This window comes from Saccharicrinis sp. 156 (assembly GCF_050589685.1).
GTDB lineage: Bacteria > Bacteroidota > Bacteroidia > Bacteroidales > Marinilabiliaceae > Saccharicrinis.
Genome location: NZ_JBNGOS010000015.1, coordinates 18,054 through 38,170 on the forward strand (window position 1 = coordinate 18,054; position 20,117 = coordinate 38,170).

10 protein-coding genes are annotated in these 20,117 nt (G+C 42.3%); all 10 read right to left on the minus strand.

The window, feature by feature from the left end; genetic code table 11:
• Nucleotides 1–26: 26 nt before the first annotated feature.
• Nucleotides 27–1,487, minus strand: coding sequence for a sulfatase-like hydrolase/transferase (locus tag ACRD64_RS11180; RefSeq protein WP_430933436.1), 1,461 nt, complete (start codon nt 1,485–1,487; stop codon nt 27–29).
• Between the two features lie 74 nt (nt 1,488–1,561).
• Nucleotides 1,562–4,312, minus strand: coding sequence for a hypothetical protein (locus ACRD64_RS11185; protein ID WP_430933437.1), 2,751 nt, complete (start codon nt 4,310–4,312; stop codon nt 1,562–1,564).
• Nucleotides 4,313–4,342: 30 nt separating this feature from the next.
• Nucleotides 4,343–5,695: a right-handed parallel beta-helix repeat-containing protein gene (locus tag ACRD64_RS11190; protein ID WP_430933438.1), complete on the minus strand. Its 1,353-nt coding sequence runs from the start codon at nt 5,693–5,695 to the stop codon at nt 4,343–4,345.
• A gap of 26 nt (nt 5,696–5,721) precedes the next feature.
• Complete coding sequence (locus ACRD64_RS11195) at nt 5,722–7,710, minus strand: glycoside hydrolase family 97 N-terminal domain-containing protein (protein WP_430933440.1); 1,989 nt, start codon at nt 7,708–7,710, stop codon at nt 5,722–5,724.
• A 258-nt stretch (nt 7,711–7,968) separates the two neighbouring features.
• Nucleotides 7,969–10,605, minus strand: coding sequence for a TIM-barrel domain-containing protein (locus ACRD64_RS11200; RefSeq protein WP_430933441.1), 2,637 nt, complete (start codon nt 10,603–10,605; stop codon nt 7,969–7,971).
• Between the two features lie 37 nt (nt 10,606–10,642).
• Nucleotides 10,643–11,740 (minus strand): glycoside hydrolase family protein, encoded by a 1,098-nt coding sequence (locus ACRD64_RS11205; RefSeq protein WP_430933442.1) that lies wholly within the window; start codon nt 11,738–11,740, stop codon nt 10,643–10,645.
• Nucleotides 11,741–11,750: 10 nt separating this feature from the next.
• Nucleotides 11,751–13,175: a glycoside hydrolase family 30 protein gene (locus ACRD64_RS11210; RefSeq protein ID WP_430933443.1), complete on the minus strand. Its 1,425-nt coding sequence runs from the start codon at nt 13,173–13,175 to the stop codon at nt 11,751–11,753.
• A 237-nt stretch (nt 13,176–13,412) separates the two neighbouring features.
• A complete protein-coding gene (locus tag ACRD64_RS11215; protein ID WP_430933444.1) occupies nt 13,413–16,124 on the minus strand; it encodes a glycoside hydrolase family 3 C-terminal domain-containing protein in 2,712 nt (903 codons plus the stop codon).
• Nucleotides 16,125–16,387: 263 nt separating this feature from the next.
• Complete coding sequence (locus ACRD64_RS11220) at nt 16,388–16,519, minus strand: hypothetical protein (RefSeq protein ID WP_430933445.1); 132 nt, start codon at nt 16,517–16,519, stop codon at nt 16,388–16,390.
• A gap of 102 nt (nt 16,520–16,621) precedes the next feature.
• A complete protein-coding gene (locus ACRD64_RS11225) occupies nt 16,622–20,101 on the minus strand; it encodes a hypothetical protein (RefSeq protein ID WP_430933446.1) in 3,480 nt (1,159 codons plus the stop codon).
• Nucleotides 20,102–20,117: the final 16 nt, after the last annotated feature.

A 20,117-nucleotide genomic window follows, 5' to 3' on the forward strand; every position in this document is an offset into this window, starting at 1 on the left:
TTACCGAGCGTATCTACTAATTTTATTCATTGTTGCTTTTGATCCCAAAAACGATATGGATCGTCATGTTGAACCATTTGTTCCAATAACAGCGTTTCCATCTCTTTTCGTTTATCTGCGTACATTGGGTTCTCTGCTAAATCGGTTAAGAACACTCCTTCTTTACCATGTTCTGGCAGATATTCGTGTGGATTTCTGGCCAGATTAAAAAGCTGTGTTTCTCTGACTGCCCCATCCATCATATCATATTTAATCAGTTTCCAGTCACCTTTTGTAACACTACGCATGCCCGGTTTGGTCCCTCCGCAATACACACCGTACATCACATCACGGGCTGTTGTTTGTTCACCGGTTAAGATTGGTTTGAGACTTTTTCCTTCAACCGTTTCAGGTATTTCTATTTCGGCCAGATCGCATAGGGTTGGCAAAACATCCAACAGATATGCATTCCCTTCAACCCGTGTACCGGCTTTAACTCCTGGTCCATTAACAATAAAAGGAACCCGCCAGCTATGTTCGTATAAATTTTGTTTACCTTGCAACCCATGGCGTCCAATTGCTATTCCATGGTCCGCAGTATAAATAACATACGTATTGTCCAATTCGCCCATTTCCTCCAGTTTCTTCAATACTTTTCCTATCTGAATATCAATATTCTCGGAACAAGCAAATTCGCGTCCCAGCTCGTTGCGGATAGTTCGTTCGTCGCGATTTTTCCACACGCCACTAACACGCTCTTCGTCCCTCAAACCCGGGTGGCCATGAAAAAACGGGTGAGCAGACAGATAATTTTCGGGTAATTGGGGTTGTTTAGGATTTTCGGGAGGCAAACTGTTTTCATCTTTATGGTTTACCGCTCCATACTTTTCAAGCAGTTCCGGCGTACCATTGCGGACATCGTGCGGGTGCGAGAAACCGAAATAAATAAAAAATGGGTCGGTCTCCTTGTCACTTTCTCTCCCAGCTAAATATTCCAACACTTGCTTGGCGTGCCAGGCACTGCCTGTTTCCTCAGTACCTCCCCGTTTCGTTTTATCTTTTACTATTGAAAATTGTTTGTTTGCGCCGGGATACGAGTTTCCCTTCTTACAGGTACGCATGGTTTTATAACCGGCCCGGTTAAAAACAGCACCGATAGTCATCGTATCAATGGGGTTCGGATCGGTTTGTTTTTGAAATTCCGCACTTGGAGGCAAGTGCCAGACGGTGCGGCCACTCATAATCATATGGCGCGAAGGGGTGCACACTGCACCGTTCATGGAACCCATATGACGGGCATTTTCGAAAATCATCCCGCCCTTTGCCAGTTTATCAATATTAGGGGTTTCTAAAATGGAATTGGGGTTGTACAATTTTATATCAAATGCTGATTGGTCATCTACCAGAACAAAAAGGAAGTTGGGCTTATTTTTGGTTTCTTTAGCACAAGATCCCAGAAAGACAGAGGCACTTAATACAATAACCGAAATTTTAAAAAATAACTTCATATACTAATTTTTAAATTATTATTTGCGCTTTCCGCAAACACACATACCAACAGATCGAACTATTTAACGCAAGATTACTTTAATTTTATAACTCTTAAGTTGCCTGCTGCAAAAGTTCCTTTTTGAGTACCTTTTTGAATGATAACCGGCACTTCGTTATGCAACCATAAACTACCTTCTTTATTCTCCAGTACCACATTTCCTTTTTCGGCAGTGGTAATTATCGTGCCAATGGCTTCAAGCTTGGTTCCGTTACCCATAAACAACACAAAATCCCCATTCTTCTCATTTCCTACCAGCGCATAGCCGGCATTGGTATTCATATCCTCATAAATGGCCATTCTCATTTCATAGGATGACAAAACAAAATCTTCGCGACCCGATTTATGTGTGATGTGTAAACCTGCAAAATCTTTATTGCCATTCTCATCCTCAAAACTTTGTATGGACGATATGCTTCTTCCTTCCTTTGAAGTGTAGGGTTCATAGACCGATACAAACGGATGTTCCCATGCTTCTCCGTGCTGACGGGCCACCATGGTCAGATATGGAGCATGGTCTATATCGTAAGGTATACCTGTTTTATCTTTGAATGATTTGCAAGGAGGTGATTTAACGGTAAATACCTCGCGCCCTTCGGTTCCTTTCATCCAAAGGTTCATCAATACATCCTCCTCTCCCTCGGGTCTGTCAATCTTCCATTCTGCCATATAATCATCAGAGGTTCGTACAGATTTTTTATCCCACATATAATCCAGTGCATAAAGATGTCCGCCTGCAAAGCCCATTTCTTCACTTGGCTTTACTTCCAAAGGCGTGCCATCCGTTCCTGACAAGCGCATACTTTGTCCCAGGTTATGGTAGTAATAATCGTGGAACTTATCGCCTTTGCGTTGTTTCTTCGAACGGAAAACGTCGACATAATATCCGGTGGTTTCGCCAGTTTTCACAATGCTAACCGTCCGGTTTTGGTCGCTTTGGGTTTCGGGTTCCAGAAAATAAACATCGGAATAGGTAACATCTGGATAATAGCCTTCTTTTTGTTCCGATTTCGGGTATTCGCCCATTAAATCAAAAGCATGATAACTTAACATTTCGGTGTAGGAAGAAACGCCATCTACCATTACCGTATTGTGTGCCGGGAACTGCGAATAATACTCCAAATAAATGGGTTGAAGATAACCGGCACCTTTACCCGGATCTGCTCCCTGCACCAGTCCTTTTCCGTACAGTTCCATGTTAATTCCGTTGGCGTGCATATGGTTACCTAATGATGCATTCAAAGAAACCATCATTCCGTTGGTCCCCCAGCCCATGCGCTGCACGTGCCAGCTTACGTTGGGTGCGTAAAAAGTTTGGGTCACATAATCGTTCAATTTACCTTTTTTGTATTCAGCATTCAGCTCCAAAGGCTTGCTGGTAAAAAAGGATGAAATATACGCTCGTGGCTTACGGTTTTTATCCGAGACTTTCATATCATTTTCAAACAATCGGTACATGGCCGTAAATTTTTCTTCCAGTCTTTTATCGCCGCTTTTTTGTGCGATGCGTACCATGTCGCTCATGGGTTCCGTATACAGAGGTCCGTAATAGGTATCGCCAAAAGCCACTATCCGGTCATTCGGTAAAAGATATTGCGGCAACATTTTTACGGCTTTTTCCATTACCGGGGTGTAGGGCAAAATATTGTGATCAAAGGCATTGTAGAAATCCCGAATAAAGTTGGTGAGGTCTTTGGTAACGCCTTGCGAGTAACCCGGGCATTCAGCCCAAACGCCATTGTTTTTGTCGTACCCATAATCCATAAATTTGGTTAGCGACCACTGGCGCGCCGAGGTTACGTTTAGAATATAATCGATGTAATACCCGCGTCCTTTTTTGTCGTTATAGTCGGCATTATTTTGCAAAACCATGGCGGCTTTTAAAATCGTTTTTGCCTGGTGCAGGTTCCAGTTGTTTTGCGGCACCCCGTTTTTAATAATCACGTCGATCCATTTCTTTATGGTGGCATCGTAAATATTAATTTTATCCCTGTTGTTAACTTCAATATATTGATGCAGAAAATCGTATAGTTCGGCCGCCTCGATTAAAGTACTTTCATGTATCACCTGAAAACAGGACAAGCCCACCAAAGTTTGTATATGACCGTTTAACAAATCGATGGGTTCGTTACGATAATACATTCCCATCATGTAAGTGTCGAAAATATCGAAAGCAAACTTGGCAAAGCTTTCATCTCCCTGGAGCCAATACACGAATGCTGCATCACGGGCAAATCCAATAATTTTTTGATTGTGTCGGTGAATGACTCCCCCGGTTTTCGACTGTTTAACCCACTCCAAAGGTTTCCCCTCCTTGTTTTTGTTGCGAAGATACAGCCCCCGCTCGTCGTCCATGTATGGTATAATATCTTCCAGATCGGGCATGGCATAATTGGTGGTATAGTCGCGCGAACCGGTAAAACGAACGGTTGGCACCGGAGCTTCCCCATCGGCATGCGAGTAATAAATACCGTTCACATATACGTTTGTCGCTTTGGTTTTCCAATACATTTGCAGGCGCGACGGCATCCAATCAGGATCCTTTACATGACGCTCTACATATGAATCGATTCGTTCATGAATGCCACTTAATACATCCTTGGCCCACGCTTCATTTTCAATGGTAGATTCTAACACAGCCTTCTCTTCCTGCGTTATATAAATACGAGGAAACCCCTGTTCCAATGAATTCGGAACAGGGATAACATTATTCACCTGTGAATCTGCCCTATTCAGCAGGCAAGCAATAAGAATCACAATCGTTAATAATCTATGTATCATCATATTTTTTAAATTTATCTTGCACAACCAAGGTTATTTATAATTGTGAAATACAGGACCTTTGCTTTCCACATCAGCATTCTCAGTTCCCGGCAGAAGCAATACGCTTGTTTCTGTTTGGTTTTCCAGCTTAATATCGGTGGCCACTATACCAGAACGTTGATAGTATGCATACCCATTACTGGTTGACAGTTCTATCTTAAAAGATTTTGGAATAAAAGAAAGATTGGAAGTTTTAATAATCACATTATGGCCTGTTCCGTTTATAGCCGCCAACAAATTGTTTGCAACACCGTTTCTGGAATCCAGAATTTCCATTTCAATAAATGCGTTTTTTGCTTTTGCATATGGTAAACAAAAAGCTTCGGCATATTTGGCATCGGCACTGCAATTCATTAGGGTATCGTTGTTACCTACGTTAAATCCAGCTGCTACACAATTTTTCACCTGGCAATTAATTACTTTATCGCCCGAAGTACTGAGACCAGTGCAAATTCCCCGACGCATTTGAAAAACCGTACAGTTTTTCACAGTCGTGTTTTTTGTTTTGTGCCCTTTATATTCAGGGTACATGCGTATTCCATCTTCGCTTAAGGAGATGATTTCTCCGGGCAATATTTTTCCGTCATCAGCCACAGTCGTTCCTTCGATATAGCCGCCTTTACCGGCATAAAAATTTTTATCAAAACAATAGCCCGAAGTTTCTGCAAGAATGGCATCGGTGGTTCGCAGCAATCCATCCACATGGCAATCTTCGATTAAGGTGTTATCGGCCCCTTGCAAAAATATGGCATGTCCCATGGCGCGCATATGAACCTTACATCCGATTAGTTTTACATTCTTTGCAGGATACCCCACACGAATCCCATTCATTTTTCGCACATCGCCACCCCCCAAACCATAAAGGTAGCCATAACCCCACGGACTTGAGCCGGCAGTTCGTACCTCTACGTTTTTAACCGTAACGTCTTGTCCAACAATATTGAACATTTTGTTTTTGCTTTGGCGGCCCGGTTGATCGCCGTAGGTTTCCATGTATAAACCTTCCAGCACTACATTGGTCCCCGATATTTCGATGGCACAATACATGCTGTTTCCGTCGTCGCTCTTTTTTAGGTCGGTTCTGTTAAACAACCGGGTATCAACCATAAAACGACAGCCCGTTAAATCGAAGTGGGAATTGTTTCCGGTAAATTGTATGAAACGAATACTTTCGGCATCGTTTATTTGGTAGTTGCCCGGTAAGAGTTTGACTTTTATGTTGTCTCTTTTTGAAAATGATTGAAGCTCGGCAAGGTTATCGATTTCGAAAACATTCTTATCCCTGGCCTGGCACATAGTTACCAAACTAATTAGAACAATGAGTATTTTGAATTTTACTATCATGTTGAATCCTTTCTGTACTAATTAAGCTATAATTGAATGTGCATGGTAAAACCATTATTGGCTTTCAAATCAAATGTCAATGAAGAATCAGCATTTAATTCCTTTTCCTCAATTCGAACGTGAGTTCTTGTTTTTACCGTTTCATCGTCGGTGTAGATTTTAGCTTTGTAGTTTGCTCCTTGTTTCAGGAAAGAAAAGTCAACATCAACCTTACGAGCAGTTTCACCATTTATTCCGCCAATCCACCAATCGTTTCCTTTGCGACGGGCAATTACCCCAATTTCACCAATTTCTGCTGTAAGCACTTTTGTTTCGTCCCAAACGGTTGGCACATTGTTAAAGAATTCCAATTCAGGTTCGTTTCCAATGGTATTGGTGTTGCCCCAAAGTGCATCGTCTTTTACCGGAGCTGCCGGTGCTTTATCGTACCAATACAAAAACTGCAGAGGACTGAAAATACAGACTGTTTTTGCCAGTTGCGAGGCATGCGAGCCCATTATTTCAACACGTTTGTTATAGTAGCAAACCGTGTTATCAGAAGCTCCGGCAAGCGTACGAGTAAACATCGAAATTAAGGTGTGACTATTGGGTACCGTTTCCTCATCGCCACGAATTCCTTCCTGGGTAAGCAAGTTTGGATAAGTTCTTGAAAAACCTGTTGGGCGGTATTCGTCATGAACGTCAATAACCATTTTGTATTCGGCAGTTTTCTTCACCGCTTCGTGCATCCAGGCAGTTGCATGTTGGTCGCCCACCCGCACAAAGCCGTACTTAATACCGGCAATGCCCCATTCCTGGAACAAAGGCAAAATATCATCTAACTGCTTTTCGAGGGCACGGCGATTGACATACAACATAACCTTTACCCCTTTTTCTTTGGCATAGGCTGTAATTGCTTCTATATCAAAAGGACCTTTAGAGCGTTTGGGGTCCAGGGTAACGGTGGTTGCATCAGACTCGTTATCCATTTCGTTGCCATACCAACCTGCGTCGAAGTGCACGTACTGCATGTTATGACTGGCTACAAAATCGATGGCTGCCATACCGCCTTTTGTGGTTAATGTGCCTTCGCGCAACACCTTTCCGGGTGTAATCCACGATTCGTCCTCAATGGCACTTGGGTCGTTCAAGTTTTGAATGATGTAGTTGTTTTCCAGCAGTTCGCCATAGCTTTTGGCCATCATAACCACGCGCCATGGCGACTGAAAAGGCAATTTTATTTCCACCTTTGCTACCTCGCTTCGCACATTTTCAACAGCACCGCTTACCAGGTCTTGTTTGGTGTCTTTAATTTTTCCATCGAGGCTGGAAACGATGCTGTTTTTTACCTGATCGTTTGCGTCGAAACTTAAACGGGCATAATCTACCAATCGGGCCTCAGCCAAAGCTATTTTTATATCGTCCGCTACTTCCACCAGCAATGGACGTTCGCAGCCTTCCTTTAATTCCGACAAAGGAATCTTACGGATTTCGCCCTGGGCAGTTAATCTTCTGGGTTTTCGCTCAGGAGTTGACCAAACAGGATAGTCTTCGGCAAACCGATAACTTATTAGTTCATCGTCGATTTTTATTTCTGAAAGGTTGTTTTGAGCCGGTATTTCGTAGGCAAAAGCTACACCTTCGTTGTAAGCACGGCAAATCAGATTGAGTTTTGCCGTTGAACTCTCCAGGTAAATTTTTACTTCCTTATAGTGGTCGGGAACAATGCTGCGCTCACCTAAATTTGTTGTCCACTCGTTTTGAACCGATTTCTCTTCCACATTTTTTACGGCAAAGGCTTGGCTAAAGTCGATATCGTGAGATTTAATTTCGAGCACGGAAGGCAGGATAATTTCACGATCATTGTATTTTACATAAAATGAGACTTGCCCAGTTTCGGTTGGTTCGGATATTGGAAAAACAGTTAACGTCTTTTGTCCGTCGGGAGATTGTATTAGAATTTCTGCTTGCTTATTGCAAGCAGAAAATAATACCAATAAAATACTCAAGTAGATTATCTTTTCTTTTAAAATCATCTGTTAATTATATTAAGTTGTTTTATATTATTTGTTTTCATCTCATTATAATATTAACTTTCAAATTTATCGATCTCATTCTATTATTAGTTTGATTTGCATTCGATAGAATTCGCAAGTTCATTTCAATGGTATTCCCCAACAATGCTTCTTTTCCCGATTCATCGGGACTACCTGTCCCGAACTCAATTTGGAAAGTGGTGAGAGAAACTTATCTCATGGGTCTTTTCATCGATCTTCCGGTTTAAATTTCAGCAACTACAATTTAACCACCTTATCAACACCGCTATACGTCAGTTTATTTTCTTTTTCGTAACCAATCACTTCAACGATTAAATCTATTGGCGTTTCTTTAAAATTGATGAAATCCCCTTCTCCATTTTTGATGCTTAGTTCTTTGCTTTCTTCTGAATAAGAGAGAACAAGCTCTGAATACTCCCCTTTTTCATAATCGTAGCTTTCACTGTCGTCCATATAAAGTGTGTACGCTGCATCATTTCCGGGATACACCTTAATTCGGATAGGCTCATTGGTAGGCTGTGTTGCATACTGCACCTTGGGCCCCATTGGGATAATCGATCCCGCCTTCACAAACACCGGTGTTTCATGGAGTGGCGCATCAACCGTTACGGTTTGGCCTCCTTGCAATTGCTCCCCCGTCCAGAAGTTGAACCAATCACCTTGGGGAAGGTAAATGTCTTTTTCACGTTGCTTATACTCTGTCACCAACCCAACCATGATCGATTCGCCAAAAAACAACTGATCTTTGATTTCCCAGGTATTTTTATCTTTCGGGTAGTGATAAACAAGCGGGCTCATTAATTGTCGGCTGTTACGGGTAATTTGCCAAGCCTGGGAATAGATGTAAGGCATGAGCTGATAACGCAGGTCAATGAATTTTCGGGCCGTGTTTTCAAAAGCCTCATCATAACGCCAGATCTCAGTCTGCGACACATAGCCGTGGATTCGAAAAACAGGGCAGAAAGCACCGAACTGAAACCAGCGGGTCAACAACTCAATAAATTCTGGATTGGTATATTGACTGTCAAACTGCGGGTTTATTGATTTTGAATCTCTAAAGAAGCCTCCGATATCATGTGTCCAGTAAGGTACGCCTGCCATCGTAAAATTGAGGCCTGCAACAATTTGTTCCGAAAATTGTTCCCAGCTAGCTTCTGTATCTCCGGACCACGAGGTGGCTCCGTATCGCTGTTGTCCGGAATATGCCGAACGTGTAAGGTTGAAAACCCGCTCGTCGGGGAATTCTTTGCGCCGGCCCTCGTACATGGCCCTGGTAACCTCCAGCGAATAGGTGTTATGCACTACCTCGAAGGGGCCAACAGCTGTTTTGGCTTTTGTATTTTTAACACCTTCCGGTTCCGTTCCGTCCAGCCAAATAGAACTTACGCCCAGGTGATACATGGAATCGCTCAACATGCGATAAAAGCGTTTGCTAACTCCCGAATCGTATATATCCACGTAATTGCTGGTAGGGATTATTGCAAGGTCATATTTATCTACCAAAGGATCGTTTTTTATCTCGGGCCATACAGAAACCATCAGCTTCATATTCAAATCACTTAACTCATCTACCATCGCTTTTGCATCCGGAAACTTATTCCGGTCCCATTCGGGCCCCTTTGTTCCCTTAGGCCAATAAAACCAATCCTGCACGATATAATCTACTGGAATTTTTCTTTCCCTCATTTCCCTGGCATTCTCCAATAACTCTGCCTGGTTGTGATACCTTTCGCGGCACTGCCAGAATCCGTAGGCGGCTTTGGAGAACATTGGCGCCATTCCGGTGAGCTTTTGGTTTTGGGCAATCACTTCTCCCGGGTTTTCGCCATGGACAAAATAGTAATCAATGTTATTTCCTATTTGGCTGCTAAAAACTGTCAGGTTGAAATCGGGCTCATTGTAGAACAATCGCCCCGGAATTCGTGCTCCGGTGTTCTGGAAGGTCACCTTGTAGGTCTTGCCGGCTTGCAAATACTTTTTACCCGAATACCTTCTGGGCATCCATATCGTGGAGTAGTTGATGATATCATCCCCATCTATGGTTACCTTAATCTCCCCGCGCATGCGTCCTGTATGGTCACTTAGTGCCATAAAAGTGTATTCCCCGGATTTGCCCGGCGTGAAGGTGGTTTCACGAATATTTTTTTCTATCGCCTCTTTGGAAGCATAGGCAGCCACATTTTCTTTTTCGCCATCGCTTGGCACCAACTGCTTTTCTACCTTGTTTTCAACAGCCACTTCCATAGCAAACTGTATTTCATTTTGTGGCTCGTTAAAATCAGTAAGACTATAATTGTGCCAGTAAATACCGTAGCCTTTTGTAGAGACCAAAAATGGGATGGCAATTTCCTGGTTGTACTGCTGTAGGCGAATGGGGACATTTTTCCAGTTCATCACGCCACTTTGGAACTGTCCCAGACCGTACAGCGCCTCCTCACCTGCCACAAAGGCTTGCGAAACCATGTTTCCGTCTTCAGAGGCTGGAAGTATATATGTTAGCTGCTTGCTTTCAGATAGTAACTGCTTCCCATCGGCATCCTGGTACTCTATAGTACCATCGCTGTTTACCAGAACCTTTACTGCATCTGTACTAATGGCCACCTGATCATTGGTTTCCGTCAATTCCCAGTCAACATTTTGAGGTTCAAGAACGGTCACATAATCCGGGAGTTCCTGAACTTCAACTCCGGACAAGCTTTTTTGAACATGAATGATGGACTCATCTATCATTTGGATATGAATGTGCAGGCTATCCATCTGAATGCTAACTGCATGATCCTTGGTTTCTAAGGCATATTTAAATTTACCACACGAGGAAGACACAAGCAGCAAACCAAAAAGAAAATATGTTGATAATTTATATGGTCGAGACATAACGATATATTTTTTATATAAATTGTCTTTGACGAATCTATTGGTTCTTATTTAACGGAATTACGATATTCCACGTTTTGGTTCCGTTACCAAATCCTCCCGGGCCATCCATGGCAGCAAAAAATATGTGGGTGGGCTTACCATCCTCAACAAACACAAATGGACGTTCAAGCTGCCCTTGCTTAATTGTTTTACCATTGCTCCAGGTCACTTCGCGCGTGTAGGCTAAAGGACTTTTATCCAAGACCCAATCAATACCATCTTTTGAGTGAGCCAAAATCCCTCCATGATGGCTACCTCCAATTTTACCAGACATATCCTTGGCAATCATATGATACCCCTCGTCATCGCTCCATAAGTGCGGATCTTCAACCACACCAAATTTTTCTTCAGAGAACAACGGTTCAGCTCCCTTAACTGCATATGGTCCTTTATAGGAAGGTGCTGTAGCAACCCCAATAAACATATTGGTATGCCTTATTTCATCCTCCTGGTAGCTGCGACCTTTAAAAAGTAACACCACCGATCCATCTTCTTTAATCAGAGGTGATGGATTGGAGGTCAGATAACTGTAGAAAGAATTGGGTTTTACATCCAGGATGGGCGCATCCAAACGTTTCCATGGTCCATACGGACTTTTGGATGTTGCCACACCCACACGTTTACCCCAACGACCTGTAATACACCATTTGCTGGATAAGGTGAGTTCATTTGCATTTTCCCGGGTAACTTCTTCAAATGGATGTGTTGAGCCCATATAATAGAGAATATACTCATCTTTATGCTTTACGATTTTAGGATTATGACATGAGCGACCATCCCAAAACTGAGCTCCGCGATCACCAAGTGCAACATCACTAAATTTGTAAGGCCCCTCTGGTGTATTTGAAACAGCATGTGCAATTTCGGAAGCTATCATCCATCCCGGATGAAATTTCAAATATTTTGGCCAACGTGAAGCATACATATGGTACTTGCCGTCTTCTCCTTTAATTACCGAACTACCCCAAACCCAGTAGTCTTCCATTTGAAGCCCGCCATCAACGGGGGCTTCACCCAAATTGTTGTAAATTTTATTTTGAGCACCTGCTGTTACAGCAAGAACAAACAAAAGTATACTGACTTTAATTTTCATAAACTTAGTTTTACTGTACAATTACCGAATTTATCGAAGTAGATTGTAATTCAACCGAGATATCTATTTCTCCAACTTTAACCTTAACTGTTTTTGTTGTTTCTTCAGGATTGTAAATCATCAGCACAATTCTTCCATCACCCAAGTCAAAGGCCAGGTGATTCTCACCTTCCGACTTCAGCATATAATCACCTGGCTGCACAAAATGAGACAGGTGCTTAAATAAGTAAAACTCGTCGGTATAGATAACTTCCTGTGCATCCTGGTCTACAACCACCATTGAGTTTTGCGGCCAGCCCCAGGCACTTTTCCCTGATTCATCGAGAACCATATTCCAATACATATATGAGCCTGCCCCATTGCGGAAATAATGCATCATATCTTTCCACGACCGTTCCACAGAAGTCCAATCATTTTCGTGCTCACCACACTTATTTTCGGTTTGCATAAGTTTAAGGTTCTTGAATTCTTTATTGATGGTAGGTATTGATCGAGCACCCCCCCATTGAAAACCAACACCTGCAATATACTTTGGAGCCGTCTTGTGTTCAAGAATCGTGCGCACATACTGTGGATCCCCGGCATTGATGGTACCCAGCCAAATCTCAGCATTCAAATTATCTTTTTCAAATTGTGGCCCTAAAAATTCGCCAATAAAATAGGCCATATCTTCTGGTCTCCAGGTACAGCTTGGCCAGTTGGGTTGAAAAGCCACTTCATTTTGAGGTTGAATGGCAAACAGCGATACGCCTTCGTTTTCGCACGCCTGAACAAATTTCGAGAAATAAAGAGCATAAGCTTTTAAATATCTCTCCTGCATTTTAAAAGCCGTAGCATTGTTGAAAATTTGAGCTCCCTCCACCATTTTATTTCCTGCAATAGCATTTCCAAATTCCCCGCTAGTCATGGCATAATGTTCATTCACTTTCATCCAGGCCGGAGGCGACCACGGAGAAGCCCAAACCAATAGATCGGGACGAACTTTTAAGGCTTCTTTGATGTATGGAATCAGGATAAATTTGTCGCGATCGATATTAAAATCCCGCATTTCAAAATCTTCCGGGACATCGTTGCTGGAATAATAACTCAGGGCATAATCGCTGGCACCTAACGGCATACGGCACATCGAAAAGTTACAACCCCTTTCAGAAAACAAGGCATTGAATATTTCTTTTTGGTTATCTTTTGGAAGTGCCTGAATAGCCGTCCATCCCAACTCGTTAAAAGCGCCCCCGATACCATCCATCACCTGAAGTTTTTCATTGGTAAAAACAGTGATATCTGCTTCTTCAACAGCTTTGTTAATTTTGACTGCTTTTTTTGCTTCCACCCAGCGCTCACCCGGCGTGGTGTAGATTAGGGTTGCTTTTTGTGCGTAAACAAAATTTGCAGCCATCAGTATGGTGCTTAACAGAATGATTTGTACTTTTTTCATTTTAGTATTTATAGTTGGCATATTTCTTTTCGTATTATTTTTACCACCCCACCAGGTTCGTTGGTATCCTTTCCTCAAAAAGGAGGGGAAAGGCTCATGCTCCAAATTTCAATTCGTCCTAACCTTAAAATTCTTATAGCGTGCAGAACGGTGTACATATGCAGCAAACCAATTCTCCCTTCAGTTGATAATTGACCTCTATTTAACGGGAGTATCAGATTATTGCAATCAAGATTTTTACTCCTCAACAGTAATAATTTCTTTCAATCGGATATCTTCGCTGGATGCGCCCACCTGAATTTCAAACTCTCCGGGTTCCACCATATATTCGCGACACATGGAATCGTAATACCGAAAATCTTCGTTCACATTTAATTCAAAATTAACTGTTTTTGTTTCTCCTTTTTTAAGAGATATCCGTTCAAATTTTCGCATTTGTTTTACCGGCATCCATGTATCCGATTTTACATCTTTTATATAAAGCTGCACCACTTCTTCCCCATCCAAGTTTCCTGTATTTTTAACCTTTATCGATACCGACAGCATATCGGAACTGCTTAGGGTAGTTTTATCTACACTTAGATCGGAATATTGATAACTGGTATAACTCAGACCATGCCCAAATGGATATAATGCTTCTCCAGTGTAATACCTATAAGTAAAACCTTTACCGGCACGCATGTTATAATCCTTAAAATCTGCCAATTCATCGGTTGAGGAGTAAAAGGTAATGGGCAAGCGACCTGCTGGATTGTAATCACCAAATAACACATCTGCCACAGCATCCCCGCCTCGTTGACCGGGATACCAGGCCATTAGGATCGCATTTAATTCTTCTTCCAATCCATCGAAAGACATGGCGCTGCCTGACATTAAGACGAAAATGACAGGAGTTCCGGTTTCCTTCATCGCTTTTAAAGCTTTCATCTGGGTTTGTGGCAGTTCAATTTTAGTACGATCACCCCGATTAAAACCATCAATATTGTCTCGTCCTCTCATCTCTTCACCCTCCCATGTAGCATCTAATCCTCCAACAAATATGGCAACATCTGCATTTTTAACTTCCGCTAAAGTTTCTTTAGATAAGACGGTAGGATCAATCGTAGTTTTAGCAAGATGTTCTGGTGTTTCCCAAATAAGGTTCACCTCACCACCACCTGTATTTTCGTAATAGTCTACCTTAATATCATAAGAGCGTCCTTTTTCCAAATGAATCTCTCCTACAAATGGCTCCATAGCATGATTAGACCAACCATCAGCCATCTTTTTACCATCAATCCAAAGACGACATCCATCATCTGAGGCTACCCCCAGTTTATACGTACCTGTCATTGGCGCTTGCAATTTACCCGTCCAGCTAACAGAAAAGGCATCATCCGCTATCGCTTTATCCGGACTGATAATCCCCTGAGCGACTTCCGTACTTGTTGGTGATACTTCACCGGTCCATTTAAATTTTATTTGAGGATCTACTCGCATAAAATCGGTTTCTCCTTCCAGGTTCATGTTATTAAAATAATGCCCGGTCAAGCCTTCTACCATTTCCCCGTTCTCATCAACTGTAGATAGGTACTTAGCATCAATTACCGGAAACTTTTTATTAGAGATATCATATATTACCAGTGGAACTCCTTCTGCATAACTCACTTTTACATCTGCGCCAACAGCTTTCTTTATACCATCAATCACGGTAACCGGGTTAGATGCTGTTCCAAAATAGTTGCCCCGTAACGCCCTAATATTATCTGCATTTGGACCTACTACTGCCATTCTTTTTAACTTACGCTTATTCAAAGGAAGGATTCCATCATTCTTCAATAAAGTCATCGATTTATGCGCCATGGCTAAGGCCATTTCATCATGGGGTTTACTGTCATTAACCGCCATAGGGATTTTGGCATACGGCACACTTTCTGCCGGATCAAACATACCCAATTTCATTTTTGCCAATACCAAACGATAAACAGACAAATCGATCTCACCTTCATCGATCAAACCCAATTCAACCGCATTTTTCAGATACTTTTGATACACTGATCCACAGTTTAAATCGCAGCCTTTGCGTACGCCAATTGCAGCGGCTTCTTCGGGCGTATTTACAATTTTATGGAAGGCATGAATATCTCTAATCGCCCCACAATCGGAAACCACATAGCCTTCGAAGCCCCATTTATTACGCAAAATATCTTCGAGAAGCAACCAGCTTGCACAAGACGATTCCCCATCCACACGATTGTAAGCCCCCATAATAGAATATGCTTTGGCATCTACAATCAGATCCTCGAATGCAGGTAAATACGTTTCCCATAAATCGCGCGAATTGGGTGTAGCGTTAAAAACATGTCTCTCCGGTTCCGGCCCATTGTGTACCGCAAAGTGTTTAGGCGTAGCAACGAGTTTCATATATTTTGAATCATTGCCCTGTAAACCTTTCACAAACTGTATGCCCATTTGTCCGGTAAGGTAAGGGTCTTCACCATAAGTTTCATGACCCCGCCCCCAGCGAGGATCTCTGAATATATTAATATTAGGCGACCAATAGGTTAAGCCATAATATCTATTGAAATTCCCTTTACGAACAGCGTCGTGATGTTTTGCACGTGCTTCATCGCTAATCACATCGGCTACTTTCTTCATCATGTCGGTATCGAAAGTAGCAGCCATACCAATGGCCTGGGGAAACATGGTGGCTATTCCTGAACGTGCCACCCCATGTAAACATTCATTCCACCAGTTATATTCCGGCACACCTAATCGAGGAATGGCTGGAGCATGGTCTCCTAATTGAGCAATCTTTTCATCCAGAGTCATTAGGCTAACCAAATCTTTTGCCCTTGTTTCAAAATCAATGGTAACATCTTGATATTTAAATTTTCCATTCGATTCTGTCTGAGCACTGACTGAAAGTGCCATTAAAATAATTATTACAGGAGTTAAGTTGTGTATCATATTAATATTGTATTTTATCACCAATGTTTTCTATGTTGTATGTTAATGCATCACATATTCAAACATATTGTTGTGTGCAAGTAATTTTATTTTCATCTGCATTCAAATTCCTTAATCTTTTTACTTGTGTCTACTGAAATATTTGTTATATATAATATAAACAATGCGTAAGCAGGTATACATGTTGCAATCATGTTCGTATTAAACCCACTTTGCCAAAGGCACTAATTATTTTGATATGCTTCGCTTTCATTACTTATCTCTCAATCCTTTTTTTCAAAAGGAATAGGCTCTAACTTTATTTTATCCGCACCAACATTGATGTTGATAATGGAGTACCCATTTTCTTCCAAATCGGGAAATTCTTTGTTTTTGTCAATTACCAGATTATTCAAAAACAACTGAACTTAGCATGCACAAAAGGTTTGATTACACTCAATAAAAACATTCTGAATAATAACATACTTTTTCATTTTATCATTAGTCACCCCAGATGATTAATTAGATTCTTCTTCTCTTATTACTTCACCATTCAACAATTCTTTTGTGGAAATTTTTATATTTTTCCCATCACCTTCAAGACCCCAAATGGTAATTTCCTGAACTCGTCCATCATTTAATTCAACCACCAGCTCATTTTCGCTTTTTGCTGTCACAGATTTCACCAAAGCTTCAGTTTCGTAGGGTTCAATCACGGCCAGGTAGCGCGCCTTTTTGCCGTAGGTACGCACTGCCATATTTTTAAGTCTGGCTGCTTCGTTTCCTAATGGATAGTCTCCCCCTACTTTAGCTTTAAAAGCGACTACATCCAATCCAGTAAGATCAACCACTACTTTTGCGGCTTGTTTTAAATCCTCTGGCATAGCCGGGGTGGAGTTGCTCATCAACTCGCCCTGTATTTTTATAGGGCCACCGTAATAATCTAAGCCTTCTGCGTCAGGCAACAATACATTCTCGTACTTCACAGGAAGCGAGGATACAAAAACTTCAGATCCATCTTTGAGTATCAGTTTCGCATCCCCCCAGAAAAGGGTATTGTTATTTATCTTTTTCTCTGTTTTTGTTATAAGCTCCAGTCGCTTTTTCCCAATAAGGTTCAGTTCAATTGCCTGGCTGCCCAAAATCCAGGCACCGGTGCTGTCGTTAAGCAGTTCTTCTCCATCGGCAGCTACAGTATACCACATTTTTTTATTGACATTAATACTTTGGGTAGATGTCCCTACCATCACTTCCTTTTTTAAAGGCCATGCATTGTGAACATCAATTTTCAGAGGCCCTTCCAGTCCGTGTGGGTAACGAAGTCCTTTGTTATCACATCCTTCGCCCCAACACATTTCATACATCGCTTTTGAAGTTCCTTCTGTTTTCCACCAATGGCAATCGGTGATGAATTGGGCACTACCAAGCGGATCGGTATTCATTTGGCTGGTGTGGCGTGCGTATTCTATTTTCTCGGCTGTGATGTCCTTGAATCCTTTAATTTGTAACATCCAGTCGAACTGATGTTCTTCTTCTCCTTCCAGGTAATCGGCCAATACAATATAATCGTCCATGACCACCAAAGCACGTCGTTGCATCACAGGTTCGGTGTACCCGCTAACCTCACCGAAGCCGGGCGCATTTTCGGGCATGGCAATGGTACGGCTTTCGTCCCACATTTTTTGAGCGAAAGTACGGTCTGGGGAAGGAATACCACCGTAAGGAGGATAACTCCACCTGGAATTGGTTTCAATTGCAGTGGCTTGCATCATGTCGCCCGAATGGAACAAAGTTCTTGCGTTTTGCACAGGGAGCTGCATTTTCTCATCCACCACCACCATATTTTTATTGACAGACGTTTGCTTCCAGAATTTGTACAAGTAACTTTGGTAACGAAACCAGTAGGCCAATGTTCCGTAAAAGCTACGTCCATAACGGGTCATGTTTACCAAACTGGTACGGTCGAAATGACCATGGTAACCACCATGCGAACCGTAATGAAGTGCTGCCTGTATTTGTTCGCGCTGTTCGCGGTCTTTGGTTTGTGAACGCAACATAACAACACCCATGTTATCCGCATAAGCCGATTGTTTCATTTTTTCGGATGTCACATCTGGCAAATCAGTTACACCATACAACAAGTCACGACCATTGCCTCTATTTATTATGGCGGCGTATTCAGGATCGCGATAGAGGTAATAGGCCAATTCATAAGACTTTCCCGATACTTTGTCTTCCACCGCATCGTTGATCGCAGGTAGTACTCCCCTAAAATCAATATACGGGATGGATGCATCCCACATATCTTTTATGCGCACATAATTGCGTTCCATATTTCCCCACTTTTCAAACTCCATCCCCATGATGCCACCTTGTCGGCGGCTGGCTAAGAGCGAGAAATGTTTTGAGGTTCCCAAAGGAAATTGCATGTCTTTAAAGTTGATTCCCCAGGGTTGTAGGGCGATGGCAATTTCCGAAAATTCGGAAGCCACCCAGGTATTATAGCCTACAGCACATTCATACCACCAACCGTCGTTCATAATACCATGTTCCAGATGCTTATAAATTCCAGTTGGGCCGGAAAGCAGTTGCTCTATCAAATGCCAATCCTGCAGGTTCATGGCACAATAAAAAGCAGCGGTCAGTTCGGCCACGTTCCAGTTACTGATCGCCCCTTTGCTGTTTCCTTTAATGGTTTGTGTGGCAAATAATCTGAAGGTTGCCAGTATCTGTTTATGATCTTGTTCAGTGAATTGCTTGCTATCCCTTACCAGATCGTACATGCGACCTACGGCCTGCCAGAATTTCCCTTCTCCAACAAATGAGTTGCTGCCACCTACCAATGTGGCGGGATAACCAGTCTCTGGATCTGATAATCGACGTAGGAGCTTCAAACATTTAGCAGCATATTCTTCGTTTTTTGTCAACTGATAGGCGATACCACAATCGTAAATTTCCGCCCCATTCGTGTTAAATACCGATTTTCCCAGCGGTCTTCCTTCAATCTTAGAAAAATCGTTCCCATCAGGTACCCTCCATCCTTCAGCTTTTCTTATATAGTTTTCATAACCTTTTCTGGCCCAGTCGTATTTCGCTACTTTGTCATTTACCTCCTGCCAACCTTCGGCAGTAAAAACAATATTGGGTGTTGGGACGCGCACAGCTGTTATGAATTCCAGTTTCACATCGCTAGCACCAAAACCATTGGACATGGCTCTTACCACTTGCTTTTCGCGGATTCCTGTTGGCAGATTTTCAGGGATAGTCACCTCAAGTTGCAGCTTTTTAATCTCGCCTGGCACTAAATCGAAAGCCTCTTCGCTTAGTTTAGCCTCCATGGATTCCCAGCCCTGCGTTTGCAACATCAACTGCACACCTTGTTTGTAATCGGTGGTGTTACCCACATCAAATTCGTATATTACCTTTTTTCCGGCATCGGAGGATTTGCCTTGAATATCAGATTTTAATGAAGTAGTAAGTCCCCTTGTAACTCTTACATTGCGCACCTGCCAGTCTTTATTTGTTGCAGCCGTAAGCAACACATGTTTTACAGCGAAAAGCGTTCCCCTTCTTTGTCCTACATCCACATCAAACCGGTCCCAGGGAAGATAAACTGTATGCCAGCCTTTGCCTGTTAAACGAAAATTAGCCGTACTCACTGGATTTAACTCGTTATAATCAAGCTCATCGACTTTTAGAATTGCAGCCAACTGTGTTGCTGTTTCAGAATTTAAATAAATGTCAAAAGCCAGACCTGTGAACTCTGTCCAATCAGCAGCATCTCCATTGAAAGGCCGGCTAATTCCCGGGAAATAAACCCGATTCTGATTGGCATAAGTGTAGGAAATGGTATCTCCACCGGCAACTATGGCGGCCCCTTTTTTTACTTTTTCTATTCCGGACCAATCGGAAAAGTCGTATCCGCCAATATTTTGCCTGAATTGTGCCTGAGCTGCAGCAACTACCAAAGGTAATATAACTGATATCCAAATTCGCATCGGTTTCATTTTTATC

Excerpts from the sequence above, each read along its gene's own strand:
- ACRD64_RS11190 (WP_430933438.1), bottom strand. The coding sequence starts at position 5,695 with ATGATAGTAAAATTCAAAATACTCATTGTTCTAATTAGTTTGGTAACT.
- ACRD64_RS11195 (WP_430933440.1), bottom strand. The coding sequence starts at position 7,710 with ATGATTTTAAAAGAAAAGATAATCTACTTGAGTATTTTATTGGTATTA.
- ACRD64_RS11185 (WP_430933437.1), bottom strand. The coding sequence starts at position 4,312 with ATGATGATACATAGATTATTAACGATTGTGATTCTTATTGCTTGCCTG.
- ACRD64_RS11225 (WP_430933446.1), bottom strand. The coding sequence starts at position 20,101 with ATGCGAATTTGGATATCAGTTATATTACCTTTGGTAGTTGCTGCAGCT.
- ACRD64_RS11210 (WP_430933443.1), bottom strand. The coding sequence starts at position 13,175 with ATGAAAAAAGTACAAATCATTCTGTTAAGCACCATACTGATGGCTGCA.
- ACRD64_RS11215 (WP_430933444.1), bottom strand. The coding sequence starts at position 16,124 with ATGATACACAACTTAACTCCTGTAATAATTATTTTAATGGCACTTTCA.
- ACRD64_RS11200 (WP_430933441.1), bottom strand. The coding sequence starts at position 10,605 with ATGTCTCGACCATATAAATTATCAACATATTTTCTTTTTGGTTTGCTG.
- ACRD64_RS11205 (WP_430933442.1), bottom strand. The coding sequence starts at position 11,740 with ATGAAAATTAAAGTCAGTATACTTTTGTTTGTTCTTGCTGTAACAGCA.
- ACRD64_RS11180 (WP_430933436.1), bottom strand. The coding sequence starts at position 1,487 with ATGAAGTTATTTTTTAAAATTTCGGTTATTGTATTAAGTGCCTCTGTC.